This window comes from Mesorhizobium sp. WSM3626 (assembly GCF_000513935.1).
Taxonomy (GTDB): domain Bacteria; phylum Pseudomonadota; class Alphaproteobacteria; order Rhizobiales; family Rhizobiaceae; genus Mesorhizobium; species Mesorhizobium salmacidum.
On the sequence record NZ_AZUY01000012.1, the window covers coordinates 49,458 to 74,818 of the forward strand.

Sequence of the window (25,361 nt, forward strand, 5' to 3'; positions counted from 1 at the left end):
CAAATTCCCTGATATCTCAAGACTATATGCCGTTGCCATGATTGACCGCGGCGCCATTGTGGTCGCCGCTGTTCAGCTCATCGAGCCGGGCCTTTCGCTCTGCCAGCAGGCCGAGATACTGCATGGCCACCATCGAACCGGCGATCGCCGTTATATCGGCGTGATCATAGGCCGGCGCAACCTCCACGACATCGGCACCGACAATATCGACCTGGTTGAGCTGACGCAGCGTCGAAAGGATCTTCGCTGACGACGGCCCCCCCGAAACCGGTGTGCCGGTTCCCGGCGCATAGGCCGGATCGAGGCAGTCGATGTCGAAGGTCAGATAGGTCTTCCTGCCCCCGGTGCGATCAACGATGGCATAGGCGATGTCGGAGGCGCGCATTTCCTCGATTTCATGACCATGCAGGATCTTGATGCCGAACGTGTCGGGCGCATGGGTGCGGATGCCGATCTGGATCGAGCGGTCGGGATCGATGATGCCTTCCTTGACCGCGCGGCCGACGAAGGACCCATGATCGATGCGCTTGCCGTCATCGGGCCATGTGTCCTGGTGGGCGTCGAACTGCACCAAGGCGAGCGGCCCGTGGATGGCGGCGTGCGCCTTTAGCAGCGGCCAGGTGACGAAATGGTCGCCGCCGAGCGTCAGCAGGAAGGCACCGGATTTCAGGATCTTGGCCGCCTCGCGCTCGATCGTGCCGGGCGTCTTCTGATGGTTTCCCGAGTCGAGCAGGCAGTCGCCATAATCGACCACGGCGAGGTGCTCGAACAGATCGCGTGAAAACGGGTATTGCGGGTCGTTGTCGAGGATCGCCGAGGCGCGGCGGATCGCCTGCGGCCCGAACCGGGCACCCGGCCGGTTGGTGACGGCGGCATCGAAGGGAATGCCCCACACCACCGCATCCGCGCCCCTCACGTCCTTGGTGTATTTGCGCCGCATGAAAGACAGCGCGCCGGAATAGGTCGGCTCAAGGGCGCCACCCGTTTTGGAGCGGGTGGTGAAGGCATGGTCGATGTTCTTGGTCGCCATTACTGGTCCTCGTTTTCATCGGGGTGCAACAACTACAAAACCGGCATGGAAGATGCCAGTCACAGCTTGGGGAGACGAAACCGTGCCGCGCGGGTGCCACGGCAAGACAGGATTTGTATCATCATGACGCAGACCGCGTTTCTTAATCCGTCGGATGCCGTGGTGTCGACCCACGCCGGCACGATCGCCGGCGATCGCTTCCAGGTTCTCGATTCGTGGCGCGGCATCTGCGCGTTGCTGGTGACGCTGTTTCATTTCCCGACCGCCTCGGCGATCTCGCAGAGCAGCTTTATCGGTTCGTCCTATCTTTTCGTCGATCTCTTCTTTGTCCTTTCCGGCTTTGTCATCGCCTCGAGCTATGCCAATCGGCTGGGCCGGCCGGGAGAGGTTATCCGCTTTGCGCTGGTCCGTTTCGGCCGCATCTACCCGCTGCATCTGGTCATGCTTGCCGCCTTTGCCGCCTTCGAGCTGTTGCGGCTGGTGCTGCCGCAATTGCATGGCACGGGGGCAGCTCCCTTCACCTGCGACTTCGACCTCAAGAGCTTGGCTGCCAATCTCCTTTTGCTGCAAGGTGTCGGCTTTGAGGATCGGTTGACGTGGAACGCGCCAAGCTGGAGCATTTCGGCCGGGTTTTTTGCCTGTCTCCTGTTTGCCGGCGTGGTCTTCGTCGCCGGCGCGCGCGCCTGGATATGGTTTGTCGCCGCCGCCGTCACCGCGCCGCTGTTCCTGCTCGGCTTCTCCACGCATCATATGGATGTGTCCTATGATTTCGGCTTCATCCGCTGCCTCTACGGCTTCTCGCTCGGCGCCCTGTTGGCCTGGTTTCAGCATGATTCCATTGCAGGGGCGCGACAGGCCTTGCTCGCAAACGGCCCGCGGATGAGCTGGACTCTTGCCGAAATCGTCATGGTGGCCGTTATCGTTCTCTTTGTCTCGCTGGCGGGCGACAACGACGCCGGCATTGCCGCGCCCCTGGTGTTCGCCCTGGCGCTGTTTCTCTTCGCCCATGAAGGCGGCTGGATCAGCGCGTTGCTCAGGACGCCGTTCATGCTGACGCTCGGCGCGCTGTCCTATTCGATCTACATGGTCCACATCTTCGTCCAGGCGCGCCTGATCAATGTCGCCGGGCTCGTCGAGCGCAAACTCGGCCTCGGCTTGATTGGCGACATAGTACTGCGTGGCGAGCCCGCGACCGGCTTTGGCGCCGGATGGACAGGGACTGTGGCGATCGTCGTCATGCTCGCCGCCACCATCGCCGTGTCGTGGGTCACATTGCGCCTGGTCGAAATGCCTGCAATGGCTTGGTTCCGCCGGCTGTCGAAGCGCATCTGACGCGCTTTAGCCGGCTTCGTTCACCTGGATGTCACCGATGTCGCCTATCCCCGGCTCGATCCGGCAAGGAGCGATTCTCGATGCGGACGATCTGGCTGAGCCTTCTGCTTTCCACCGCGCTGGCAGCCGCCTCCGGTCAGGCCTTCGCCGGCGAAACTCGCGCCAGGCAGATCCTCGACCGCTTCGAACATGCCAACCAGTGGCGCGACCATGTCATGGTGGCTGCCCATCGCGCCGGCAGCATGCAGGCCGGCAAGACGCTCTATGCGGAAAACTCGCTTGCCGCCGTGGAAGGCTCGATCGCGATCGGCGCCGAAATCGTCGAGGTCGATATCCGGCGCTCGAAGGACGGCGAGTTCATCGTCATGCATGACAGCTGGCTGGACCGCACGACCACCTGCAAGGGCGAGGTCCTCAACTACTCGCTGGCCGAACTGAAGAGATGCCGGCTGGTGATCGAGGGCACCCATGCCGTCACCAACGAGACCGTCTCGACGTTGCGCGAGATGCTGATGGCGACAAGGGACAGGATCCTCATCAATCTCGACAACAAGCTCGAAGTCGGCGACCTCCCGGGCATGATCGCGGTGGCTCGGGATCTTGGTATGGCCGAGCAAGTCATCGTCAAGGAAAACCTGTGGAATCAGAACAGGATCACCACGGTGAGGGCCGCAATGGCCGCGGCAGGCGATGGCTTCCAGTTCATGCCGATCATCGCCGATGACGCGGTGCATGACGCCGGCTTCGCCTCGACGGTCGACCATGCTTTCGCGCCGCGCGCGATCGAGCTGATCAACTGGCGGGCGGGCGCCGAGACGTTGACCGAAACCGGCGGGTCGCTGTTCAGCACCCGCATGCGCGCCGAGGCGGTGAGGGGCGACTGGCATATCTGGGCCGACACCTACGCCATCGTCAACAAACCGGGCGGCTTCCTCGCTGGCGGCAGTGGTGATGAACTGGCGGTCCAGGCCAGCCTGCCGCGCGAAGCCTGGGGCTTCTGGGCCGACCGCGGCGCCACCATCATCCAGACTGACGAGCCGAAGGCAGCGATCGGCTGGCTGGCTGCGAATGGTTATCGCGTGCCTTATGCCGGCGAGAAGCGGCCGAAAGAACCGGCGCATACAGCCAGCATCAATTAGGAGTGGCGGCTGAAGCTGCCGCTCTCCCTCTCTCGTGAGTTGCCCGGCAGTTCGGAGGGGCGCTGTCCCACACCTGTCGATCCATCAAATCTGTAGCCCAAAAGCAAAAAAGGCCGCCCGGAGGCGGCCTTTTTCGATATCGGAGTTCGAAACGCTTAGCGCTTCGAGAACTGGAAGGAGCGACGGGCCTTGGCCTTGCCGTACTTCTTGCGCTCGACGACGCGGCTGTCGCGGGTCAGGAAGCCGCCCTTCTTGAGCACGGCACGCAGCGCCGGCTCGTAGTAGGTCAGCGCCTTGGAGATGCCGTGACGCACGGCACCGGCCTGACCGGACAAGCCGCCGCCGACGACGGTGGCGACGATGTCGTACTGGCCCGAACGGTTGGAGGCGATGATCGGCTGGTTGAGGATCATCTGCAGGACCGGACGCGCGAAATAGGTCGCGAATTCCTTGTCATTGACGACGATCTTGCCGGAACCCGGCTTCACCCAGACGCGCGCGATGGCGTTCTTGCGCTTGCCGGTGGCATAGGCGCGGCCCGACTTGTCGAGCTTCTGGACGTGGACGGGAGCCGCGGCCTGCGTGTTCGTGTTGCCGGTGGCGGCGCCCAGTTCTGCGAGCGAGGAAAGCTCAGCCATCTTATGCGACCTTCTTGTTCTTGGAATTCAGCTTGGCCACGTCGAGAACTTCTGGCTGCTGGGCGACATGCGGATGCTCCGCGCCTGCATAAACGCGCAGGTTCTTCATCTGGCGACGGCCGAGCGGACCACGCGGAACCATGCGCTCAACGGCCTTCTCGACGACACGCTCGGGGAAACGGCCCTCGAGCAGCTGGCGCGCGGTGCGCTCCTTGATGCCGCCGGGGTGGCCGGTGTGCCAGTAATAGACCTTGTCGGTGAACTTCTTGCCGGTGAACACCACCTTGTCGGCATTGATGACGATGACATTGTCGCCGTCGTCGACATGCGGGGTGAAGGTCGGCTTGTGCTTGCCGCGAAGATGATTGGCGATGACAGTGGCAAGACGGCCGACGACGAGACCCTCGGCGTCGATCAGGATCCACTTCTTCACCACATCCGCAGGCTTCTGCGAAAAGGTTGTCATGTTTTCTGCTCTCGGTTTTGACCTTCAGGAGGGAAGGCGTTTCTTGTTGCTTGGATTGGCGAAAGACGTTTGTCCCCAGCCAATAACAAAACGGCGGCCTTTGCGGGCCGCTGCTTCGTGAGGGCTTATAGGCGAGCGGAGTGACCGCGTCAAGGCAGCGGGAAAGTCCTATTGTACAGAAAATGCTGTAGAAACAATAGGTTGGTCTAAAGGTATTATTTTACCACATCAGTGGCGCGCTGCGGCGGGATCGAATAGGTACCCGTGGCATGCGCGATTGTGTGTCCATCCGGGCCGGCGACGATGTCGATGTCGAACACCATCAGGCTCTTTCCCAGCTTCAGGATGCGGCAATGACCATCGATCGGACCGGCCTCGGCCTTGCGTACGAAGTTGATGTCGAGGTTGACGGTAACAGAAAGCGCGTCCGGCCCGGCGTGGGAAAGCACACAGACATATCCGCCAATGTCGGCCAGCGTGAACAGCGATGGACCGGATACAGTTCCGCCAGGACGCAGGTGCCGCTCGCCAGCGTTGAGCCGCACAATGCAGCCGCCTGGGAACACGTCGATTGCCTCGTAATATTTGAACTGTTCGTTGAGTTGCGGATAGACGGTCTCCATCAGCACATTGACTTGCGCTGCGGTCAGCACGGGCTTGAGATTGTTCTGGGCGGGCATGTCGGCCTCTCGTTTTGCGCCAAGCCTGTATGAACGCAGCGCGGCATTTCTGGCAACACCTTCATCCCCGGCGCAAGCGATCCTGGCGCAAGCGATGGGTGTTGGACGAAAGCCGATCCGATATTAGATACTCTGCCAGCACGACCGGAATCGCGGAGACCTTAGCCATGGCCGAAATCCTTGCCATCAAGCCTGCTGCCGCCGACGAGGGCCCGGTCACGACGAGGCTGGATAAGGGCGTGCTGCGCCTGACGCTCGCCAATCCGCCCGCCAACGCCCTGTCGCTGGCTGTGATGGCGGCGCTGACGGCGGAACTCGACCGCGCCAAGGCCGACAAAGCCGTTCGCGTCATTGTGTTGTCGGCGGCCGGCAAGGTGTTCTGCGCCGGCCACGACCTCAAGGAAATGACCGCGCGGCGCGCCGACGCCGATCGCGGCAAGGCCTTCTTCGAAGAGACGTTTGCCGCTTGTGCGACCCTGATGCAGACCATCGTGCGCCATCCCCTGCCTGTCATCGCCGAGGTCGACGGCCTGGCGACAGCCGCCGGCCTGCAACTGGTCGCCAGCTGCGACCTCGCGATCGCCTCGCATGAGGCGACCTTCTGCACGCCGGGCGTCAATATCGGCCTGTTCTGTTCGACGCCGATGGTGGCGCTGTCGCGCAACGTCTCGCGCAAACAGGCGATGGAGATGCTGTTGACCGGCGAGACGATCGACGCGGCAACGGCAAAGGAATTCGGCCTCGTCAACCGCGTCGTGCCGCGCGAGTACCTGAACCAGATTGTCACCAAATACGCCCAAACCATTGCTTCCAAATCCTCCTTGGTGGTGAAGACCGGCAAGGAAGCTTTTTACGCGCAGGCCGAGATGGGCTTGGCGGATGCCTATGCCTATACCGGCCGCGTCATGGTCGAGAACATGCTCGCGCGGGACGCGGAAGAGGGCATTGGTGCTTTCATCGGCAAGCGCAAGCCGGAATGGACGGACGAATAGGACCAGGATCATGGAACCGCGCATCTCCATCATCACCATCGCCACCGACAATCTGGATCTTGCCGTGCGTTTCTACGAGGCCATGGGTCTGAGGCGCCACGCGGGCATCACCGACGGTGTCGCCTTTTTCCAGATGGGCGGCGCCATCCTCGGTCTGTTCCCGCGCGCCAGCGCCGAGGAGGATTCGGGCATCACCTTCGCCCAGGCGCCCTCGGCCGTCTATCTCGCCTACAACACCCGCTCGGACGCCGAAGTCGACGAGGTGCTCGCCATGGCCGAGAAGGCCGGCGGGCGTATCGTCAAGCCGGCCGGCCGTGCCTTCTGGGGCGGCTGGTATGGGTACTTCGCCGATGCAGACGGGCATGTTTGGGAAGTGGCGCACAATCCGGCCTTCCCAATCGCGGAAGACGGCACGATTTCGCTGCCTGATTGATGGCTTATCGCAAGCAGCTGACACGGCTCAAGGCACCGTATCTCAAGCGCATTCTGCTCGACCCGGAGCGCGTGACGGACTGGGAGAAATACCCCTGGAACCTGCCGCTGTTTCGCGGCCACGAGTTCGAGCTCGAATTCGCCACGCCCATCACCATCATCGTCGGCGAGAACGGCACCGGTAAATCCACGCTGCTCGAGGCGATCGGCGCGCTGGCCGGCTATGACGAGGCCGGCGGCGGCAAGGGCTACCGACCGGTCGACCATGCCAGTGCCATCGACAAGAGTGGCGCCGCACTGGCGAACACATTCCGTGGCCACTGGTTGCCAAAAGTCACCGCCGGCTGGTTCTTTCGTGCTGAATCCTTTTACTCCGTGGCTCGCTATCTCGATCAGGCGGCGCTGGAGGACCCGTTCAAGCCGCCGCCGCCGGATTTCCTGTCCTGGTCGCATGGCGAAGGCTTCATCCGCTTCTTCGAGGAGCGCTGCCGCAGGCAAGGCATCTATATTCTCGACGAGCCCGAAAGCGCGCTTTCCCCGACGCGCCAGATCGAATTGCTGAAGATGCTTCGGCGCATGGACCAGTCGGGCACAGCGCAAGTGATCATGGCGACTCATTCGCCGCTGCTGATGGCCTGTCCCGGCGCGCAACTGTTCCGCCTCAGCCGCTTCGGGCTCGAGCCCTCTGACTTTCGTGATACCGACCACTTCCGCATGCTGCGTGATTTCAGCAATGACCCGGATGGTTTTCTCGCTGAGGCGTTGTATGAGGACGAGGCATGAACCACGATAGCTACGACAACACCTATATCGGCGGCATCCTCAATGCGGTGAAGACCGTCGCCATGGTCGGCGCGTCGGCCAATGATGTCAGGCCGAGCTATTTCGTGCTGAAATATCTGCTGGCCAAGGGGTTTTCGGTGTTCCCGATCAATCCCGGCCAGGCCGGCAAGGAAATCCTCGGCCGGATGACCTATGCTAGGCTGGCCGACATCCCGGAGCCGATCGACATGGTCGATGTCTTCCGCAACGCAGCTGCAGTTCCCGGTATCGTCGACGAAGTGCTGGCGCTCGATCCTTTGCCGAAAGTCATCTGGATGCAGCTTGGCGTGCGCCATGACGAGGCAGCCACCCGCGCCGAAGCCGCCGGCATCAAGGTGGTGATGAACCGCTGCCCCAAGATCGAATATGGCAAGCTCTCCGGCGAGATCGGCTGGACCGGCGTCAATTCCGGCGTCCTGTCGTCGAAAAAGCCGCTGATGCGCCAGGGCTTCCAGAGTTTTGGCGTGCGCCAGAAGTGACGTGATCCGGGATCGCTTTTTCGCAAAAGATTCCAGTCAACTGCCGGTGCGCAAAATTTTTCCGGGAAGCGATTGAGTTTCCCGTGCGTTCATCGCGGATCGCACGCCGAAAGGTATTTTCTTCTTTGCATTCCAGGCCGCGCTTCGCCAAGAATGCCCCGCCAATTAAAAGTTTCAAAGGGAGGTTTCAGTGACCCGTTCGCCCGGTTTCAACACGCTCGCGGTCCACGCCGGCGCCAAGCCCGATCCGGCCACCGGCGCGCGCGCCACGCCGATCTACCAGACGACCTCCTTCGTCTTCGATGACGCCGACCACGCCGCTTCGCTGTTCGGGCTAAAGGCGTTCGGCAACATCTACACCCGCATCATGAATCCCACCCAGGCAGTGCTCGAAGAGCGCGTCGCGGCTCTCGAGGGCGGCACGGCTGCGCTTGCGGTTGCATCCGGCCATGCCGCGCAGGTCATCGTGTTCCACAATCTGATGCAGCCCGGCGACAATTTCGTCGCCGCCAACAAGCTTTACGGTGGTTCGATCAACCAGTTCGGCCATGCCTTCAAGAATTATGGCTGGGAGGTACGCTGGGCCGACACCAATGATCTCTCGACCTTCGAGAACCAGATCGACGACAGGACCAAGGCGATCTTCATCGAGAGCCTGGCCAATCCGGGCGGCACCTTCGTCGATATCGAGAAGATCGGCGACATCGCCCGCAAGCATGGCCTGCCGCTGATCGTCGACAACACACTGGCCTCGCCCTACCTCATCCGTCCGATCGAGCACGGCGCCGATATCGTCGTCCATTCGCTGACCAAGTTCATGGGCGGCCACGGCAACTCGATCGGCGGCGTCATTGTCGACGGCGGCACCTTCGACTGGTCGAAGTCGGGCAAGTACCCGATGCTGTCGGAACCGCGCCCCGAATATGGCGGCCTCGTGCTGCACGAAACCTTTGGCAATTTCGCTTTCGCCATCGCCGCCCGTGTGCTCGGCCTGCGCGATCTCGGCCCGGCGATCTCGCCGTTCAATGCCTTCCTTATCCTCACCGGCCTCGAAACCTTGCCGCTGCGCATGCAGCGGCACTGCGACAACGCGATCACGGTCGCCGGCTGGCTGTCCAACCACCCCAAGGTCGCCTGGGTGAATTATCCCGGCCTGCCCAGCGACAAGAACAATGCGTTGCAGAAGAAATACTCGCCTGAAGGCGCCGGCGCCGTCTTTACCTTCGGCCTCAAGGGCGGCTACGAGGCTGGCATCAAGTTCGTCGAAGCACTCGAGCTCTTCTCGCATCTGGCCAATGTCGGCGACACCAAGTCGCTGGTCATCCACCCGGCATCGACCACGCACCGCCAGCTTTCCGACGAGCAGAAGGTCAAGGCCGGCGCTGGCCCGGACACTGTGCGGCTGTCCATCGGCATCGAGGATGTCACCGACATCGTCGCCGACCTCGAACAGGCACTCGCCAAGGTCTGACCTGATATGACCGCGCTTCTTTCCGTCGACACCAAAAGCGTCGAGCCCGAATCCGGCGCGCCCGCGCCGGATCGTCTGATCTCGGGCGATCCGAAATTCCGCACCTGGAACGTCGAGGAGCGCGACGGCGGCCTCTATGCCGGCATCTGGGAATCGACCCCCGGCAAATGGCGCATCGTCTATGACGAATGGGAATTCTGCCACATTCTCTCAGGCGTCTCGGTGATCGCGGAAGAGGGTGGGGAGGCGCGCACCGTGCAAGCCGGCGACAGCTTCGTGCTGAGGCCGGGCTTCAAGGGAAGCTGGGAAGTGCTTGAAACGACTCGCAAGGAGTATGTGATTAAGCTTTGATCATCTTGCCGCCGGATATTCTCCGGCTTCTGGAGCCACGGCGTCAGCCATGCAGCCGAGCAGAATCGTCACGGCGAGCGCGATCGCGCCTCTCGAAAAGCCCCAGCCCACCACGGTCAGAAGCGCACGGAGAGCGCCTCCAGCCCATGGAAGTGGTAACTGTCGCGGAAGCGGGGCTGTTCGGCAAGATGCACTCGCGGGTGCCGATCAAACAAAGTCTTCAGCGAAACCTGCAGTTCGAGGCGGGCGAGCGGCGCGCCGATGCAGAAATGGATACCGGCGCCGAAAGACACATTCTTCTGGTCGGTGCGCTCCTGCCGGAAGGCCTGCGGTTCGGCAAAGGCGTGCGGGTCATGATTGGCCATGCCAAGCAAAAGCCCGATCGTCTGGCCCGGCCGCACGACGATGCCGAGCGCGATTTCGATCTCCTCATAGGCATAGCGCATGAACATGTGCAGCGGCGCGTCGAAGCGCAGGCATTCCTCGACCGTCGCTGCCGTCGCTTCCGGTGAGGTGAAGAAGCGGCGCGGGTCGCCGCCTTGCACCAGGATGGAATGTACGGCATTGCCGGTCTGGTGCACGGTCGCTTCATGGCCGGCGTTGAGCAACAGGATGGCCGAGGAGACCAGTTCGTCCTCGGACAGTTTCTGGCCGTCTTCCTGGGCCGAGATCAGCAGCGACAGCAGGTCATCGCCCGGCTTCTTGCGCCGCTCGGTCACGTAGCCACGCAGGAAGTCGGAGAATTCGCCCGCGGCACGGTTGGCCGTGTCCTCGGTCTCGCGGGTGCGGCCATGGATATACATGGCGACCATCCGATGCGACCAGTCGAGCAGTTGCGGGCCTATCTCCACCGGCACGCCGAGCATTTCGGCGATGATGGTGATCGGCAGCGGGGAGGCGAAGGCCGGCAGGAGGTCAACGGCCTTGCCAGGTTCGAAACGATCGATCAATTCGTTGGCGAGTGCCTCGATACGCGGCCGCAACCGTTCGACCTGACGCGAGACGAAGGCACGGTTGACCAATGTCCGCAACCGCGTGTGCACCGGCGGCTCCAGTTCCAGCATCGAGTTGGCTTCGATGCCGTCAAATGCCTTGAGATGGATCCTGTCTTGGCCGACACCGCGGCTGTCTGGGATGCCGGCCGGGTTTTGGCGGCCGAAACGGCGGTCGCGCAGCAGTCTGTTGACATCGCCAAAGCCGCCAAAACACCAGAAGCCGAACTCTTCCCAGAAAAATGCATTCGATGCGTCGTGCAGGAAGCCGTAGGCCTCGTACGGGTTCAGGAAGAAAGCCGGTTCGCGCGGGTCGAGCCTGAGCCGGCGAGTGGCTGGATCAAAGGCCAGATACGGGAGCGTCGATTTGGTCATGCCAGACCCATAGCGCGGCTTGCCAGCCAGGTTCCAGACCGTATGTTGCGTCCGACAGCCCGATGCATTGAGCCAGCCATAGGGTTGCGGAAAGTTTGGACGGATGAATGTGATCGTTGTCGGCGCGGGTATCGCCGGTCTCTCCACGGCGTGGTCTCTGGTCAAGGCGGGCCACGCCGTGTCGATCGTCGAGCAGGGGCCGATTCCCAATCCGCTGGCGGCATCGGGCGACCATCACCGTATCATTCGCCGCGCCTACCGCGCTGGAACCGGCTATGGGCGGCTGATCACCGAAGCCTATGAGGCCTGGGACGAGATGTGGGCCGATCTCGGCGAGAACCACCTCGACGCGCGCGGGTTCGTCTGCGTTTCGCGCGAGCCCGGCGATGAGGCCGAGGAATACCGCGAGGGCCTGGAAGAGGGGAATTTCCCTTTCGAACTGCTGGAGCCGGACGCTGCCGTGAAGCGCTGGCCGTTCCTTGAGGCCGGCTCGTTCCGCTATGCCTATTTCTCCAGGGAAGGCGGCGCGCTGCATTGCCGCGGAATAGCGGCGGGGCTGGCCAACTGGCTGCGCGCCAACGGAGCCAACGTCTACGAGCACAGCAAGGTGACGGAGATCGATGCCGAGGCCGGCCATATCGTGCTGGAAAGCGGCGAGACGATGCAGGCAGACCGCATAGTCGTTGCCGTCGGCGCCTGGGTGCTGAAGCTATTCCCCGAACTCGGCGGCGAATTGAAGACCTTTCGCACCGCGCTCGCCTATGTCGAACCCCCCGCCGACCTCAAGGCGGCCTGGGAGGCGGCGCCCGTCATTCTCGATGTCGGCGGCAAGACCGACGGCTACATGATCCCGCCCACCCGTGGCGCCGGCATGAAATTCGGCTCAGGCCTGCACAAGGTGCCGACCAGCGACGCCGACTGGAATCGCGAGCCGGTGCCGGGCGAGGGCGAGGCGATCCGCAACCTGTTTTCGCCGCCGATCGCCCGGATCGAGGAGTACAAGGTGACCGAAGTGGTTACCTGCGCCTACACCTTCACGTCAGACGAGAAATTCCTGGCGCATGAGACAGGCAAGTGCCTGGTCGTCTCCGCGTGCTCGGGCCACGGCTACAAATTTGGCGCCGCCGTCGGGCGCCGTGTTGCCAAAGCCATTGGCGATAACGATGTCGCGGGCCTTAAGGCTTGGCTGCGGGCCGAGGTGGCCTAGGCTCAGTCCCGGCAATATCTGGGAATATGCACCCGCCTCCAGCCGGATGAGCCTTCCCTGACCAGCACGCGCCGCGGGACGGTCTGGTAGGCGGCGGGAATATCGATGACGCGCCTTTGCTCGGGCCGCACCAGTACCTCCTCGGCGATGCTGTCATATTGTGCCGGAATGACGACGCGCCGCGTTCGCTCGGGCTGGATCACCACCGTCTCGGCGACGCGTTCGTAGCGTGCCTTGTGCCAGACCTTGCACAGCACCCGGCGGCCATGGATGACGCGCCATTCCCAGGAGTAGCCGCCGCCATCGACCCTGACGGTGCGGTAGATGGTCCGGGTGATTGCCGGGACCACTTCATATTGAACTTGTGCCGGAACGGTCATCACCACACGCTCACGGGTGCCATAGATCGGCGGATCATAGTCGACGATCTGCTGGCCGGGAGGGCTGACCATGATGTCTTCGTAGACGGTGTCGTAAACGGCCGGTGTGCGGACGGGCTCGTAGCATTCGACGGCGCGGCCGCCTGCCGCCGTTTGCGAAATCGAGCCGAGCAGGGTCAGCCCGGCGATGGTGAAGCATGCGGTTTTCCCAGACATGGCACTCCCCCGTTTGAACTCTATTGCATGGCGCCCAAAAGTGAACCTCGGTTTTGGGGCAACGACATGCATAAAAACACAAGTTCAACGTTGAATTGTAGGGGAGGCCGTTGCGGAGAAAAGCGGTTTCGGCGCATTTCGTTAAGTGACGAGGTTAAGAAACTGCTACCTGGCGGGGCCGGCTCGGTATTTCGGGTCGGCGTGGCATCAGCTGCTGCTAATCCTTGCCCGGAAGCTTGATTCGACTTACCCAGATGGCTAGGACGGGTCGGCCTTGCACAAGGATGAGCCGGCATCCTATTTACATCTTGACGATCCAGAACCGATTCTGCCCGAGCTGCCAGCCTGTCCGGCGCCGGAATCCCACCGCGAGACAAGAGATAACTGATGAAGAATCCCGTCGAAACCTACATGAACCTCGTTCCGATGGTGGTCGAACAGACCAATCGCGGCGAGCGGGCCTACGACATTTTCTCGCGCCTCCTCAAGGAGCGCATCATATTCATCACCGGTCCGGTCGAGGACGGCATGGCGACGCTGGTCTGCGCTCAGCTCCTGTTCCTCGAAGCCGAGAACCCGAAGAAGGAAATCAACCTCTACATCAATTCGCCAGGTGGCGTCGTCACCTCGGGCATGGCGATCTACGACACCATGCAGTTCATCAAGCCGGCCGTGTCGACGCTGTGCATCGGTCAGGCGGCCTCGATGGGCTCGCTGCTGCTGACCGCCGGCCACAAGGACATGCGCTTCGCCACGCCGAACGCCCGCATCATGGTTCACCAGCCGTCCGGCGGCTTCCAGGGCCAGGCGTCCGATATCGAGCGTCACGCCCAGGACATCATCAAACTGAAGCGTCGCCTCAACGAGGTCTATGTCAAGCACACCGGCAAGAGCTATGACGAGATCGAGAAGACGCTCGACCGCGACCATTTCATGACCGCCGACGAGGCCAAGGATTTCGGCCTGATCGACAAGGTCATTTCGTCGCGCGAGGCGGCCGAGGGAGCGTTGGCATAAAGGCTAGTTGGCAGTTGGATGGCACCATCACGCGCTTTTGGCGCGTCTTGCGTCATTTCGGCCACAATTGGCTGTTCCCTCGGAGGTCGGGATTGCCTACGTTAAGGCTATGTTGATTTTCGACGGCTTAGCTTTGCGTGGGGAAGCTGCGAATCATTGCCACGTTTTCTGATTTGTGTTTCGTACGGAATACGTTGCGGGAGCCGGAAGACTGGCGGCGGCGGATTCCCGCGATAAATAGAGTATGCGCCCTTTCAGCCAGACCATCGGCGGGCGGCCATGAAAGGACATGAAAATGAGCAAGGTCGGCAACAACAGCGGTGATTCCAAGAACACGCTCTATTGCTCGTTTTGCGGCAAAAGCCAGCACGAGGTGCGCAAGCTGATCGCCGGCCCAACGGTGTTCATCTGCGACGAGTGCGTCGAGCTGTGCATGGACATCATCCGCGAGGAGAACAAGACCTCGATGGTGAAGTCGCGCGAGGGCGTGCCGACCCCGCAGGAGATCCTCAAGGTTCTCGACGACTACGTCATCGGCCAGCCCTACGCCAAGCGCGTGCTGTCGGTGGCGGTCCACAACCACTACAAGCGCCTCGCGCATGCCGGCAAGAACAACGACGTCGAGCTGGCCAAGTCCAACATCCTGCTCATCGGCCCGACCGGCTGCGGCAAGACGCTGCTCGCACAGACGTTGGCCCGCATCATCGACGTGCCCTTCACCATGGCGGACGCCACGACGCTGACCGAGGCCGGTTACGTCGGCGAGGACGTCGAGAACATCATCCTGAAGCTGTTGCAGTCGGCCGACTACAATGTCGAGCGCGCCCAGCGCGGCATCGTCTACATCGACGAAATCGACAAGATTTCGCGCAAGTCCGACAATCCGTCGATCACCCGCGACGTGTCGGGCGAGGGCGTGCAGCAGGCGCTGCTCAAGATCATGGAAGGCACGGTCGCCTCCGTGCCGCCGCAGGGCGGCCGCAAGCACCCGCAGCAGGAATTCCTGCAGGTCGACACCGCCAACATCCTGTTCATCTGCGGCGGCGCCTTCGCCGGGCTGGACAAGATCATCTCGGACCGCGGCAGGAAAACCTCGATCGGTTTTGGCGCCATCGTCGCGTCGCCGGAGGATCGCCGCACTGGTGACGTTTTCCGCCTGGTCGAGCCCGAGGATCTGCTGAAATTCGGCCTCATTCCGGAATTCGTCGGTCGTCTGCCGGTCCTGGCGACGCTCGAAGATCTCGACGAGCCGGCATTGATCCAGATCCTGACCGAGCCGAAGAACGCGCTGGTCAAGCAGTATCAGCGCCTGTTCGAGATGGAAAATGTCGACCTGACGTTCCACGAGAACGCGCTTTCGGCGATCGCCAAGCGCGCCATCGAGCGCAAGACCGGTGCGCGCGGCCTGCGTTCGATCATGGAAGCGATCCTGCTCGACACGATGTTCGAGCTGCCCGCGCTCGAAGGCGTGCGCGAGGTGGTGATTTCGGAAGAGGTGGTGACCGGCAGCGCTCGGCCGCTCTACATCTATTCCGAACAGAAGGAAAAGAAGGGCAATGTCAGCGCCTGACATGGCACTTGGCCCTATATTTTTGTGGAACGGCGCCCATGCGGCGCCGTTTTGCTGTGAGGAACCGGCACACCTTCGCGATGGAATGGATTGCGGATCATGTTAACTCTTGATCTTTGGCCCGCCTGCCTCCACCTAACACGAGAAGGCCGAGGTGCCCGATTTCTGTGCTGTAAAACTCCCGTCATAAACGGTGGTAGGCGGAACGATCCCCGGTCGTTAATATGAGATTCGCGGTTGGTCTGATGGTGGCCGCGACATGAAAGGTTGGACAATGGCCAAAATATCCAAGGCTCCCAGCGACGGCGTCTTCGCAGTCCTCCCGCTGCGCGACATCGTGGTGTTCCCGCACATGATCGTTCCGCTCTTCGTCGGGCGTGAAAAGTCGATCAAGGCGCTGGAAGAGGTGATGGGTCAGGAAAAGCAGATCCTGCTTGCCACCCAGATGAATGCCGCCGATGACGATCCCGAGCCCGATGCCATCTTCGACATCGGCACGCTCGCCAATGTGCTGCAATTGCTGAAGCTGCCCGACGGCACCGTCAAGGTTCTGGTCGAGGGCGCCTCGCGTGCGAAAATCGTTTCCTTCACCGACCGTCCCGACTTCCACGAGGCCAAGGCCGCGGCGCTGGTCGAGCCGGAAGAGGAAGAGGTAGAAGTCGAGGCCCTTGCCCGCTCGGTCGTCACCGACTTCGAGAACTACGTCAAGCTGAACAAGAAGATCTCGCCCGAAGTGGTGGGTGCCGCCAGCCAGATCGACGACTATTCCAAGCTCGCCGACACGGTTGCCTCGCATCTCGCCATCAAGATCCCTGAAAAGCAGGAAATGCTGGCCACGCTTTCCGTCAAGGAGCGGCTGGAAAAGGCGATGGGCTTCATGGAAGCCGAAATCTCCGTCCTGCAGGTGGAGAAGCGTATCCGCTCGCGCGTCAAGCGCCAGATGGAGAAGACGCAGCGCGAATACTACCTCAACGAGCAGATGAAGGCGATCCAGAAGGAACTCGGCGAAGGCGAGGACGGCCGCGACGAGGCCGCCGAGATCGAGGCGCGCATCAAGAAGACCAAGCTCTCCAAGGAGGCTCGCGAAAAGGCGGAAGCCGAATTGAAGAAGCTCAGGACGATGTCGCCGATGTCGGCTGAATCGACAGTCGTGCGCAACTATCTCGATTGGCTGCTGTCGATCCCGTGGGGCAAGAACTCCAAGGTCAAGCAGGACCTTGCCTACGCTCAGAACGTCCTCGACACCGATCACTTCGGCCTCGACAAGGTCAAGGATCGCATCGTCGAGTACCTTGCCGTGCAAAGCCGCCAGAAGAAGCTGAAGGGGCCGATCCTGTGCCTCGTCGGCCCTCCCGGTGTCGGCAAGACCTCGCTCGGCAAGTCGATCGCCAAGGCGACCGGTCGCGAATTCATCCGCATGGCGCTCGGCGGCGTGCGTGACGAAGCCGAGATCCGTGGTCACCGGCGCACCTATATCGGCTCGATGCCCGGCAAGGTCATCCAGTCGATGAAGAAGGCAAAGAAGTCCAACCCGCTCTTCCTGCTCGACGAGATCGACAAGATGGGCCAGGACTTCCGTGGCGACCCGTCGTCGGCGCTGCTCGAGGTGCTCGACCCCGAACAGAACTCGACGTTCATGGACCATTACCTCGAGGTCGAATACGACCTGTCGAGCGTGATGTTCGTGACGACGGCGAACACGCTGAACATCCCTGCGCCCCTGATGGACCGCATGGAGATCATCCGTATCGCCGGCTACACCGAGGACGAGAAGATCGAGATTGCCAAGCGGCACCTGATGCCGAAGGTGATCCGCGATCACGCGCTGCAGCCGAAGGAGTTCTCCGTCGGTGAGGACGCGATCCGCGCCATCATCCAGACCTACACCCGTGAAGCGGGCGTCAGAAGCCTGGAGCGCGAGCTGATGAAGCTCGGGCGCAAGGCGGTGACCGAGATCCTGAAGACGAAGAAGAAGACGGTGAGCATCACGGCGGCGAACCTCGCCGACTATCTCGGTGTTCAGCGCTACCGCTTCGGCCAGGTCGAGGCTGACGATCAGGTCGGTGTCGTCACCGGTCTTGCCTGGACGGAGGTCGGCGGCGAGCTGCTGACGGTCGAAGGTGTCATGATGCCCGGCAAGGGCCGCATGACGGTGACCGGCAATCTGCGCGACGTGATGAAGGAATCGATTTCGGCGGCGGCCTCCTATGTCCGCTCGCGCGCCATCGATTTCGGCATCGAGCCGCCGCTGTTCGACAAGCGCGACATCCACGTGCACTTGCCGGAAGGCGCAACGCCGAAGGACGGCCCGTCCGCGGGCGCGGCCATGGCTACGGCCATTGTGTCGGTGCTGACGGGTATTCCGGTTCGGGCCGATGTGGCGATGACTGGCGAGATAACGCTTCGCGGCCGCATCTTGCCGATCGGTGGCCTCAAGGAGAAGCTGCTCGCCGCGCTGCGCGGCGGCATCAAGAAGGTGCTGATCCCGGAAGACAACGCCAAGGATCTGGCGGAGATTCCGGACAACGTGAAGAACGGCATGGAAATCATTCCGGTCTCACGCGTCGGTGAGGTGTTGCGCCACGCGCTGGTGCGGATGCCGGAGCCGATCGAATGGGTCGAGCCGGTCAATCCGCCGGCCGCGACCGACAGTGCCGACGATGCCGGAAAGTCGCTTGCGCATTAGTTTTTTCTAAAGTTGCAGCGCACAAACAGAAAGCCGGGCCTCGCGCCCGGCTTTTTCATGTGAAAAACCCCGGAATTCCGGGCTTTTTCCGCTTTTTTCCTGCCTTTTCGACTTGGTTGCGGCAACGCTTCTTTCTAAAGTCCGTTTCCTGCCGGATGAGTCGTAAGTTCCGGTGTTCTCATGGAAGGGAATTTTTATGAACAAGAACGAACTGGTGTCCGCTGTCGCCGACGCCGCGAGCATTTCGAAGGGTGACGCGCAGTCGGCGGTCGATGCAGTGTTTTCTGTCATCTCCGGCGAACTGAAGAAGGGCGGCGATGTCCGGCTTGTCGGCTTTGGCAATTTCACCGTGTCAAAGCGCGCTGCATCCACCGGCCGCAACCCCCAGACCGGTGCCGAAGTGCAGATCCCGGCGCGCACCGTGCCGAAGTTCTCGGCCGGCAAGGGCCTCAAGGACGCCGTCAACTAAGCGCATTTAATTTTCAAAAACCAGAAAAGCCGGGCTTGCCCGGCTTTTCATTTTTGGACTCGTGTCGATCGGATCGGAAGCTCCTCAAACAGTCGGGGCGTCGGCGCGCATCAAGCCTTCCTTCTTGAGATCGGCCCAGAGCGCTGCGGGGAGTTTCGCGTCCAGCAGCGACCGGTTGCTCTCGACTTCTTCAGGCCTCTGGCCGCCGGGGATGACCGAAACCACCGACGGGTGCAACAGCGGGAACTGCAGGGCGGCCTCGATCAGCCTGATATCATGGCGTTTGCAGACAGCCTCGATGCGCGTCACGCGGTCGAGCACATCCTGCGGCGCTTCGGAATAGTTGTAGTAGGCGCCGGGCTTCGGTCCGGTCGCCAGGATGCCGGAATTGTAGGGGCCGCCGAGAACGATGCCGATGCCGCGTTTCTGGCAAAGCGGCAGGAACGATGTCAGCGCCTCCTGTTCCAGCAGCGTGTAGCGACCGGCAAGCAGGAACAGGTCGAAATCGCCGCGCTCGGCCAGCGTCTGGGCCACCTGCCACTCGTTGATGCCGCCGCCGAACGCCTTGATGACGCCTTGGTCGCGCAAGGCAAGCAGGCCATAATAGCCCGAGCGCATGAATTCATCGATGCGCTGGTCGGAGGCCTCCTTGCTGCCATGGGTGAAGATGTCGACATCGTGCACGAACAGGATGTCGATGCGGTCGACGCCAAGCCGCTCCAGCGAGGCCTCGAACGAGCGCATGACGCCGTCATAGCTGTAATCGTAGACCTCCTTGCGCGACGGCGTGTCGAAGAACTTGCCGATGGCCGTGCGCTCCTCCGGCGGGCAGGCGCGCATGATGCGGCCGACCTTGCTCGACAGCACATAGTCGTCGCGCTTCCTGGAGCGCAGGAACGGGTTGAGGCGCGTTTCCGACAGGCCGAGCCCATAGAGGGGTGCGGTGTCATAGTAGCGGCAGCCAGTCGCCCAGGCGGCCTCCAGCGTCGCATTGGCGTCCTCGTCGGAGACGGCGCGGTAAAGATTGCCGAGCGGAGCCGTGCCGAAGCCCAGCTCCGTAAAGGCGATGCCGCCATTGCCGATGCGGTCGAAATGCCGTGTCTTCATGTCTTGAAATTTTCCCGGATTGATTTGTCTAACATGACACTATCATGCTCGTGGCTCGGCAAAAGCACCGCTGAGCGTTGGACACGCATTTTCGCGGTTGCTAGCATGAACGAAATCAAGCTGTTCCGGGGAAGAGCATGATCGGAAATTGCCAATCATCTTCGACTACTGGCACGCCGGTGACGCGGCCATGAGCAACTCCGGCTTGCAGATGTTCAGGACCGCGCTCGACGAGCTTGGCGCGGTGCTGGCGCGCGTCGACCGCGATCGGATCGACGCCGCTTGCGGGATGCTGGCGGATGCCAGACAGATCGTCGTCTATGGCTGCGGCCGCGAGGCCTTGCAGGTGAAGGGCTTCGCCATGCGGCTCTATCATCTGGGCCTGCCGGTTTCGGTCGTCGGCGACATGACCACGCCGCCTGTAGGGCAGGGCGATGTCTTGCTTGTCAGTTCCGGGCCTGGCGAAACCTCGACTGTACTCACCCTGATGCGCATTGCGCGCGAGGCCGGCGCAACCGTCCTGCTCCTGACCGCCCAGGCGGGCGGCAGCGCTGTAGGGCTAGCCGATTTGACGCTGCTGATCCCGGCGCAGACCATGGCCGACGACCAGGGGCCGCAAAAGACGTCGGTGCTGCCGATGGGCTCTGTATTCGAGGGCGCGTTGTTCCTGCTGTTCGAGATCATGGTGCTGAAACTCAGGGAATTGACCGCGGCGTCGCCGGAAGCCATGCGCGCCCGTCACACCAACATGGAATAGACCATGCGCTATGAACTGATGCTGCCGCACCAGATCCGCAAGGCGATCGCGCAGAATTGGCCGGTCGCGCTGCCGCTCGGCGTGCTGGAATACCATGGCGAGCACATGGCCGTCGGCATGGACACGCTGGCCGTCATCAAGACGCTGGAACTGTTCGAAAAAGAGAGCGACATCGTCATCCTGCCGCCCTTCTATTACGGGGCGGCGAGCTATGCCGTCGCACCGCCTGAAGGCAGCGGCTCCGTTCAGGTCGGCGGCAATCAACTGGCGCCGTTCGGCGAAGAGCTGTTCTACAGCCTGATGCGCATCGGCTTTCGCAACATCCACGCCATCATTCATCACCAGACCGAGAATTTCGCCGCCGGCATGCCGACCGATCTCGCTTTCAAGACCGCCGGCAGACAGGCGATCTTCCGCTTCCTCGAGAAGCAGCGCGGCGAGGGCTGGTGGGGTTCCGAGACGATGGCCGACTACTATGCCGGACATGCCGCGGGCGAAAATTTCTTCAACTGGGTGCAGGTGCATCCGCTGATGCCGGCCGCCATGAACGGCAAGTATCCGTTCGACCATGCCGGCATCGGCGAGACGTCGCTGATGCTGGCGCTATGTCCGGAAGCAGTGGATGCCGCGCACTTCGCGGACAACAAAAGCTGGTATACGGCGAGCGCGGCGGATGCTTCGGCAGAACTCGGACAGCAGGGCGTCGCCATGATCATGGATCATCTGCGCGCGATCCTGAAGGTCTAGCCCGACCTTTCCTTCGCCCACAGCGGAGCGAAAAAAGAGGCGCCCGGTTACTTCACCGCACCAGCCGTCATGCCCATGATCAGGTAACGCTCCAGCGCGATGCCGATGACCGCAAGCGGCGCGATCGCCGCGGTGGCCAGAGCAGCCATCGACCACCAGTTGATACCTTGCGACCCCGTTTGGCTGGCGACCATGACCGGGATCGTCTTGGCGTCCGTCGACGTCAAAAGGGCGGCGAAGAAATACTCGTTCCAGCACAGCACCATTGCCAGGATGAAGGCTGCGACCATGCCCGGCAGCGCGATCGGCATGACGATGCGGAAAAAGGCGCCCCAGATCGACAGGCCGTCGACGAGGGCTGCTTCCTCGAGCTCGACTGGAATCGAGTTGAACTGGTCACGCATGATCCAGATAACGATCGGCAGCACCATCAGCGTGTAGAGCAGGATCAACCCGATGCGCGTATCGAGCAGCCCGACTTCGCGGTAGAGCACCAGGAAGGGTAAGGCCAGCACCACCGGCGGCAGGATCAACTGCGACAGGAAGAAGAACGAGATGTCCTCGTTCTTGAACCAGGCGAAATGGTAGCGATAGCGGGTCAAGCCATAGGCGGCGAGGCTGCCGATGATGATCGCCAGGCTCGACGCGCCGACCGAGGTGATGACCGAATTCATGAAACGCTTGAGGAATTCGTCGCGCACGGTCGAAGTCTGGAAGATCGAGTCCGGCGACAGGCCAAGCGATCGCCACCCTTTCCAATCCGGCTGGAAGTCGACAAACGGGATCAGATGGCCCTGGGTGACATCCACCGCCGTTTTGAACGAGGTGGTGATGGTCCAATAGATCGGAAACAGGCAGATGAAGCCCCAGCAGGCGAGCGCGCCATAGATGAAGACGCGGCTGGCGACGAAGCTCGCCGGCGAGCGGATTTCGGAGGCGACGTAGTCTGTGGTCTGGACGCTCATCTTGCCCTAATTCACATTGCGCACGAAACGGCTGGCGAACTTCAACAGCCAGGTCACGAACACCACGATGATGACCAGATAGGCCATCGCCAGCATGGTCCCGTAGCCGACATTCGAGCGGTCGCGGTACTCGCGGTAGATGAAGCTCGACACCGAATCGGTGGCGCCGCCCGGACCGCCCGAGGTGACCGTGATGATGATGTCGGCAAGCTTCAGCTTGAAGATGATGCGCAGGATCACCGCCGTCACCGACACCGGCAGCATCAGCGGGAAAGTGACCTGCCAGAAGGTCTGCCAGGCCGTGGCGCCATCGACACGTGCCGCCTCCAGCACCTCGCGCGACATCGCCTGCAGTCCCGCCAGCAGCATGATCATCATGAACGGAATGAAGGTCCAGGCGTCCAGCAGCATGATCGAGATGCGGGCGGTGATCGGGTTCGAGAAGAAGGCCGGGTCTTCCCAGCCGAGATGGCGCGCCAGCGTGGCTGCCGGTCCAAAGCGGTATTCCATCAGCGACTTGCCGATCATCCAGGACACGGCGACCGGTGACAGCATCAGCGGCATCAGGAACACCACCCGGAAGAATTTTCGGGCGCGGATCTGCGCGTTGAGCAGCAGCGCCAGGCCAAAGGCGACGACATATTCGACCAGCACCGCCAGCACGTAGAGCACCATGTTGATCAGGGCGTTGCGGTAGTAGGGGTCGGCGAGCATCTGCCAGAAATTGTCGAGCCCGTTGAACCTGCGGCCGCTGAACGAACTGAGATTCCAGTCGGTGAGCGCGATGTAGAAGCCGAACAGCGTCGGGAAGATCACCATGGCGATGGTGAACAAAAGGGCCGGCAGCAGGAAGAGCGCGCGCTGGCCGTCCTCGCCACGTGTCAGAACCTGGCCGATGCCGATCGCCACACCCCACAGCACATAGGCGTAGACCACGGGCCGCCATGTCTCGAAGCCGATCGTATCGACCTCGGTCTTGTAGAGGATCTGCAGCACGATCGTTGCCAGCAGGCCAAGCGTGACAAGCGCCATCAGCGCCCAGCCCACACGCCTGCGCCCTGGCGGGATCAGATCATAGGAGGCGGCGTCTGCCGGCCACCCGGTCGCGGTCGAAGTCTGGTCAGCCACAAATCTCGCCCGTTTGGAAGGGAAGGCTGTGGTCCGGCGTTGCCGCCGGACCACGGTTCAAAGGCAGCTTACATGCCGAGCGAGGCCTTGTAGAGCTTGACCTGCTTGTCGCGGCCGATCTGGTCGGTCAGCTTCTCCCAGGCGGCCGCGATGGCATCGGCGCCTTCCTGCGCCTTCATCTTGCCGGCGAAAGTGTTGGCCAGGATATCCTCGGCGGCGCTGTAGTACTGGAAGATGCCGGGGATGCGCGGCTCGATCGCCGCGTTGGGGTGGTTGTAGCTGTCGCCTTCCGACTTGAGATACGAGGTGATGAAAGCCTCGTCGTAGCCGGCCGCCACCCATTCGGGAATGTCGAAATGGGAGTTGCGGTAGGGCTGGAAGCCCGACGGATACATCGCCGTCCAGATCGACAGGTCCTTGCCGCCGAGATGGGCGGCCGCCGACCATGCCGCTTTCTTCTTCTTCTCATCCGAATCGACACGGGCCATGACATAGACGCCCCAGCCGAGATAGGCGCAGTTCGGCGCATAGTTCGGGCCGCTGGCGAGCTTCTCCCACTTGCCGGTCTTGGAGTTATAGACATCGTCGGAGCCCGGCAGGATCGAGAAGCCGGTGACATCGCCGATGACCGAGCTATCATTGGTCTTGACGTTCGAGCCGACATCGCCCCACCAGGGGATCATCGAGCCGGTGCCGGCCAGGAACTGCTGGAAGGCGGTGGTGTTCGGGTCGGCATTGATCTGGTCGGCGGGTTCCGACGGCAGGGCGTCGATGACATCCTGGATGGCCCGTACCCAAGCCGGATTGTTGACGCGTGGCTTCATCGTGTCGGCGTCGAACAGCCAGGCCTTGTCATCGGGATGCTTGGCGTAGGCGCTGGCACGGCTGCCCAGGAAATAGAAGCCGAAACCGCCCCAGGGCTTGGGCGCGTCGAGATAGCCGTAGACATCCTGGCCCTTGAACTTCTTGCCCTTCAGGAACTTGGTCACGGCCTGAACCTCTTGCCAGGTCTTCGGTACGCCCCATTCGCTGGTCGCCCCGCCATCCTTCCACTGCTTGGCGAGGTCGGCGTCTGCAAACACGTCGGTGCGGTAGTTGAAGTTGTGCGCGTCGCCGTCGATGGTGACCCGGTACTGCTTGCCATCCCAGGTGCCAACGGGCGGCTTGAGGTAGTTGACGAGATCGTCGAAGTCGATCTGCTTCTTGACCCAGTCGGGCATCTCCGAAGTCAGGCCCTTGCCGCAGACGTCGCCCTCGAACGGGGCGCCCATCTCGATGATGTCGAAATCGACGGTGCCGGTGGCGATCGACTGCTGCAGGCGGGCGTTGTAGTCGGCCTGCGCCAGGTCGATCCAGCTGATCTTGGCGCCGGTATAGGTCTCCCATGGCTTCAGGAAACCACGAAACAGCACATTGTGCAGGTTCTGGTTGTTGAGACCCATGAAGGTGAGCTCGACACCGGCGAACTCGCCTTCCTTGACATTGGCCTTGGTCGCCTCGAGGCAAAGCTCGCCAACCTTCTGGAAGTCGGCGTCGGTCGGCTGGCCTTTGCCAACCCCGGGGATCTGCAGGATTTTCGAGCGCAGTTCGCTTGCGGCGGCAGCCGGGCGCGTCAGCGCGCCAAGTCCGGCGCCGGATGCGGCCGCGATCGCGGCCATCGAGGCCGCGCCCTTCAATATGTCGCGCCTTGTAGCGCCGGCACGGACCAGTTTGTCGTAAAGACCTACTCGCATGGACTATTCCTCCCAGGACATTAGTCGTGAATCGAAGTGCCGAATCGCGCCGGGCGCTGGCTTTGTTCAGAAGCGAAACGTAGGACCCCAACCTGCGTCGCTTCGCGTTCCGTTTTTCGGGTAGAGTACCAGCGTTTCGGATCGGCGCTCGTCACTATTCTCGCAACCAAACGCCGTGTC

The 25,361-nt window shown here is 62.0% G+C and carries 25 protein-coding genes; 15 read left to right on the forward strand and 10 right to left on the reverse strand.

Annotated elements, in window-relative coordinates; all coding sequences use genetic code 11:
* Positions 1-22 precede the first annotated feature (22 nt).
* Positions 23-1,030 (reverse strand): agmatinase, encoded by a 1,008-nt coding sequence (speB, locus tag M653_RS0112200; RefSeq protein ID WP_027143614.1) that lies wholly within the window; start codon positions 1,028-1,030, stop codon positions 23-25.
* Positions 1,031-1,153: 123 nt separating this feature from the next.
* On the opposite strand from speB, the gene M653_RS0112205 reads away from it, so the two are divergent.
* Positions 1,154-2,362, forward strand: coding sequence for an acyltransferase (locus tag M653_RS0112205; RefSeq protein ID WP_027143615.1), 1,209 nt, complete (start codon positions 1,154-1,156; stop codon positions 2,360-2,362).
* Between the two features lie 80 nt (positions 2,363-2,442).
* Entirely contained in the window at positions 2,443-3,501 is a 1,059-nt protein-coding gene (locus tag M653_RS0112210) for a glycerophosphodiester phosphodiesterase family protein (protein WP_027143616.1), read from the forward strand.
* Between the two features lie 155 nt (positions 3,502-3,656).
* Here the strand turns inward: M653_RS0112210 and rpsI are convergent, their stop codons facing one another.
* The 3 genes from rpsI to M653_RS0112225 form a co-directional block, all read right to left on the reverse strand.
* Complete coding sequence (gene rpsI, locus M653_RS0112215) at positions 3,657-4,139, reverse strand: 30S ribosomal protein S9 (RefSeq protein WP_010915637.1); 483 nt, start codon at positions 4,137-4,139, stop codon at positions 3,657-3,659.
* Position 4,140: 1 nt separating this feature from the next.
* A complete protein-coding gene (gene rplM, locus M653_RS0112220; RefSeq protein WP_010915638.1) occupies positions 4,141-4,605 on the reverse strand; it encodes a 50S ribosomal protein L13 in 465 nt (154 codons plus the stop codon).
* A 215-nt stretch (positions 4,606-4,820) separates the two neighbouring features.
* A complete protein-coding gene (locus tag M653_RS0112225) occupies positions 4,821-5,285 on the reverse strand; it encodes a PaaI family thioesterase (RefSeq protein WP_027143617.1) in 465 nt (154 codons plus the stop codon).
* 167 nt (positions 5,286-5,452) lie between these two features.
* Here M653_RS0112225 and M653_RS0112230 point away from each other — a divergent pair, with 167 nt between their 5' ends.
* The 6 genes from M653_RS0112230 to M653_RS0112255 all read left to right on the forward strand — a co-directional run bounded on the left by M653_RS0112230 (position 5,453) and on the right by M653_RS0112255 (position 9,832).
* Positions 5,453-6,277, forward strand: coding sequence for an enoyl-CoA hydratase (locus M653_RS0112230; RefSeq protein ID WP_027143618.1), 825 nt, complete (start codon positions 5,453-5,455; stop codon positions 6,275-6,277).
* A gap of 10 nt (positions 6,278-6,287) precedes the next feature.
* Positions 6,288-6,710 (forward strand): VOC family protein, encoded by a 423-nt coding sequence (locus M653_RS0112235; RefSeq protein ID WP_027143619.1) that lies wholly within the window; start codon positions 6,288-6,290, stop codon positions 6,708-6,710.
* Entirely contained in the window at positions 6,710-7,492 is a 783-nt protein-coding gene (locus M653_RS0112240) for an AAA family ATPase (protein WP_027143620.1), read from the forward strand. The genes M653_RS0112235 and M653_RS0112240 overlap by 1 nt, the downstream gene beginning before the upstream one ends.
* A complete protein-coding gene (locus tag M653_RS0112245) occupies positions 7,489-8,010 on the forward strand; it encodes a CoA-binding protein (RefSeq protein ID WP_027143621.1) in 522 nt (173 codons plus the stop codon). Before M653_RS0112240 ends, M653_RS0112245 begins: the two co-directional genes overlap by 4 nt.
* 190 nt (positions 8,011-8,200) lie before the next feature.
* Complete coding sequence (locus M653_RS0112250) at positions 8,201-9,481, forward strand: O-acetylhomoserine aminocarboxypropyltransferase (protein ID WP_027143622.1); 1,281 nt, start codon at positions 8,201-8,203, stop codon at positions 9,479-9,481.
* Between the two features lie 6 nt (positions 9,482-9,487).
* The gene (locus M653_RS0112255) at positions 9,488-9,832 is read left to right on the forward strand and encodes a cupin domain-containing protein (protein ID WP_027143623.1); all 345 of its coding nucleotides are present in this window, start codon (positions 9,488-9,490) and stop codon (positions 9,830-9,832) included.
* Between the two features lie 116 nt (positions 9,833-9,948).
* Here M653_RS0112255 and M653_RS0112260 read toward each other — a convergent pair whose 3' ends face one another.
* Positions 9,949-11,199, reverse strand: a complete 1,251-nt coding sequence (locus M653_RS0112260) for a cytochrome P450 (protein ID WP_027143624.1) — start codon at positions 11,197-11,199, stop codon at positions 9,949-9,951.
* Between the two features lie 103 nt (positions 11,200-11,302).
* Between M653_RS0112260 and M653_RS0112265 the strand changes: the two genes are divergently transcribed.
* Positions 11,303-12,406 carry an FAD-dependent oxidoreductase gene (locus M653_RS0112265; RefSeq protein WP_027143625.1) on the forward strand — a complete coding sequence of 368 codons (1,104 nt, stop codon included), beginning with the start codon at positions 11,303-11,305 and terminating at the stop codon, positions 12,404-12,406.
* A 2-nt stretch (positions 12,407-12,408) separates the two neighbouring features.
* Here M653_RS0112265 and M653_RS0112270 read toward each other — a convergent pair whose 3' ends face one another.
* Positions 12,409-13,002, reverse strand: a complete 594-nt coding sequence (locus tag M653_RS0112270) for a hypothetical protein (protein WP_027143626.1) — start codon at positions 13,000-13,002, stop codon at positions 12,409-12,411.
* Positions 13,003-13,389: 387 nt separating this feature from the next.
* Here M653_RS0112270 and clpP point away from each other — a divergent pair, with 387 nt between their 5' ends.
* The 4 genes from clpP (at position 13,390) to M653_RS0112290 (ending at position 18,744) form a co-directional block, all read left to right on the forward strand.
* Positions 13,390-14,019, forward strand: coding sequence for an ATP-dependent Clp endopeptidase proteolytic subunit ClpP (gene clpP / locus M653_RS0112275; protein WP_027028064.1), 630 nt, complete (start codon positions 13,390-13,392; stop codon positions 14,017-14,019).
* A 295-nt stretch (positions 14,020-14,314) separates the two neighbouring features.
* The gene (gene clpX / locus M653_RS0112280) at positions 14,315-15,589 is read left to right on the forward strand and encodes an ATP-dependent Clp protease ATP-binding subunit ClpX (protein WP_023759839.1); all 1,275 of its coding nucleotides are present in this window, start codon (positions 14,315-14,317) and stop codon (positions 15,587-15,589) included.
* Between the two features lie 274 nt (positions 15,590-15,863).
* Complete coding sequence (gene lon, locus M653_RS0112285) at positions 15,864-18,275, forward strand: endopeptidase La (RefSeq protein ID WP_027143627.1); 2,412 nt, start codon at positions 15,864-15,866, stop codon at positions 18,273-18,275.
* A 196-nt stretch (positions 18,276-18,471) separates the two neighbouring features.
* On the forward strand, positions 18,472-18,744 hold the full coding sequence (locus tag M653_RS0112290) for an HU family DNA-binding protein (protein ID WP_027143628.1): 273 nt from the start codon (positions 18,472-18,474) through the stop codon (positions 18,742-18,744).
* Between the two features lie 84 nt (positions 18,745-18,828).
* Here the strand turns inward: M653_RS0112290 and M653_RS0112295 are convergent, their stop codons facing one another.
* Positions 18,829-19,851: an aldo/keto reductase gene (locus M653_RS0112295; protein ID WP_027143629.1), complete on the reverse strand. Its 1,023-nt coding sequence runs from the start codon at positions 19,849-19,851 to the stop codon at positions 18,829-18,831.
* A gap of 190 nt (positions 19,852-20,041) precedes the next feature.
* Between M653_RS0112295 and M653_RS0112300 the strand changes: the two genes are divergently transcribed.
* Both M653_RS0112300 and M653_RS0112305 read left to right on the forward strand, forming a co-directional pair.
* A complete protein-coding gene (locus M653_RS0112300) occupies positions 20,042-20,608 on the forward strand; it encodes an SIS domain-containing protein (RefSeq protein WP_027143630.1) in 567 nt (188 codons plus the stop codon).
* Between the two features lie 3 nt (positions 20,609-20,611).
* The gene (locus M653_RS0112305; RefSeq protein WP_027143631.1) at positions 20,612-21,355 is read left to right on the forward strand and encodes a creatininase family protein; all 744 of its coding nucleotides are present in this window, start codon (positions 20,612-20,614) and stop codon (positions 21,353-21,355) included.
* 47 nt (positions 21,356-21,402) lie between these two features.
* Here the strand turns inward: M653_RS0112305 and M653_RS0112310 are convergent, their stop codons facing one another.
* From M653_RS0112310 to M653_RS0112320, 3 genes are all read right to left on the reverse strand, one after another.
* Entirely contained in the window at positions 21,403-22,320 is a 918-nt protein-coding gene (locus M653_RS0112310; RefSeq protein ID WP_027143632.1) for a carbohydrate ABC transporter permease, read from the reverse strand.
* Positions 22,321-22,326: 6 nt separating this feature from the next.
* On the reverse strand, positions 22,327-23,448 hold the full coding sequence (locus M653_RS0112315; RefSeq protein WP_027143633.1) for a sugar ABC transporter permease: 1,122 nt from the start codon (positions 23,446-23,448) through the stop codon (positions 22,327-22,329).
* Between the two features lie 68 nt (positions 23,449-23,516).
* A complete protein-coding gene (locus tag M653_RS0112320) occupies positions 23,517-25,181 on the reverse strand; it encodes a sugar ABC transporter substrate-binding protein (RefSeq protein WP_027143634.1) in 1,665 nt (554 codons plus the stop codon).
* Positions 25,182-25,361 lie beyond the last annotated feature (180 nt).

Excerpts from the sequence above, each read along its gene's own strand:
- M653_RS0112270 (WP_027143626.1), bottom strand. The coding sequence starts at position 13,002 with ATGTCTGGGAAAACCGCATGCTTCACCATCGCCGGGCTGACCCTGCTC.
- rplM (WP_010915638.1), bottom strand. The coding sequence starts at position 4,605 with ATGACAACCTTTTCGCAGAAGCCTGCGGATGTGGTGAAGAAGTGGATC.
- M653_RS0112225 (WP_027143617.1), bottom strand. The coding sequence starts at position 5,285 with ATGCCCGCCCAGAACAATCTCAAGCCCGTGCTGACCGCAGCGCAAGTC.
- M653_RS0112300 (WP_027143630.1), top strand. The coding sequence starts at position 20,042 with ATGAGCAACTCCGGCTTGCAGATGTTCAGGACCGCGCTCGACGAGCTT.
- M653_RS0112205 (WP_027143615.1), top strand. The coding sequence starts at position 1,154 with ATGACGCAGACCGCGTTTCTTAATCCGTCGGATGCCGTGGTGTCGACC.
- M653_RS0112230 (WP_027143618.1), top strand. The coding sequence starts at position 5,453 with ATGGCCGAAATCCTTGCCATCAAGCCTGCTGCCGCCGACGAGGGCCCG.
- M653_RS0112210 (WP_027143616.1), top strand. The coding sequence starts at position 2,443 with ATGCGGACGATCTGGCTGAGCCTTCTGCTTTCCACCGCGCTGGCAGCC.
- M653_RS0112255 (WP_027143623.1), top strand. The coding sequence starts at position 9,488 with ATGACCGCGCTTCTTTCCGTCGACACCAAAAGCGTCGAGCCCGAATCC.
- speB (WP_027143614.1), bottom strand. The coding sequence starts at position 1,030 with ATGGCGACCAAGAACATCGACCATGCCTTCACCACCCGCTCCAAAACG.
- M653_RS0112295 (WP_027143629.1), bottom strand. The coding sequence starts at position 19,851 with ATGAAGACACGGCATTTCGACCGCATCGGCAATGGCGGCATCGCCTTT.
- clpX (WP_023759839.1), top strand. The coding sequence starts at position 14,315 with ATGAGCAAGGTCGGCAACAACAGCGGTGATTCCAAGAACACGCTCTAT.
- M653_RS0112305 (WP_027143631.1), top strand. The coding sequence starts at position 20,612 with ATGCGCTATGAACTGATGCTGCCGCACCAGATCCGCAAGGCGATCGCG.
- M653_RS0112265 (WP_027143625.1), top strand. The coding sequence starts at position 11,303 with ATGAATGTGATCGTTGTCGGCGCGGGTATCGCCGGTCTCTCCACGGCG.
- M653_RS0112240 (WP_027143620.1), top strand. The coding sequence starts at position 6,710 with ATGGCTTATCGCAAGCAGCTGACACGGCTCAAGGCACCGTATCTCAAG.
- M653_RS0112245 (WP_027143621.1), top strand. The coding sequence starts at position 7,489 with ATGAACCACGATAGCTACGACAACACCTATATCGGCGGCATCCTCAAT.
- M653_RS0112290 (WP_027143628.1), top strand. The coding sequence starts at position 18,472 with ATGAACAAGAACGAACTGGTGTCCGCTGTCGCCGACGCCGCGAGCATT.
- M653_RS0112310 (WP_027143632.1), bottom strand. The coding sequence starts at position 22,320 with ATGAGCGTCCAGACCACAGACTACGTCGCCTCCGAAATCCGCTCGCCG.
- M653_RS0112260 (WP_027143624.1), bottom strand. The coding sequence starts at position 11,199 with ATGACCAAATCGACGCTCCCGTATCTGGCCTTTGATCCAGCCACTCGC.
- lon (WP_027143627.1), top strand. The coding sequence starts at position 15,864 with ATGGCCAAAATATCCAAGGCTCCCAGCGACGGCGTCTTCGCAGTCCTC.
- M653_RS0112235 (WP_027143619.1), top strand. The coding sequence starts at position 6,288 with ATGGAACCGCGCATCTCCATCATCACCATCGCCACCGACAATCTGGAT.
- clpP (WP_027028064.1), top strand. The coding sequence starts at position 13,390 with ATGAAGAATCCCGTCGAAACCTACATGAACCTCGTTCCGATGGTGGTC.
- rpsI (WP_010915637.1), bottom strand. The coding sequence starts at position 4,139 with ATGGCTGAGCTTTCCTCGCTCGCAGAACTGGGCGCCGCCACCGGCAAC.
- M653_RS0112320 (WP_027143634.1), bottom strand. The coding sequence starts at position 25,181 with ATGCGAGTAGGTCTTTACGACAAACTGGTCCGTGCCGGCGCTACAAGG.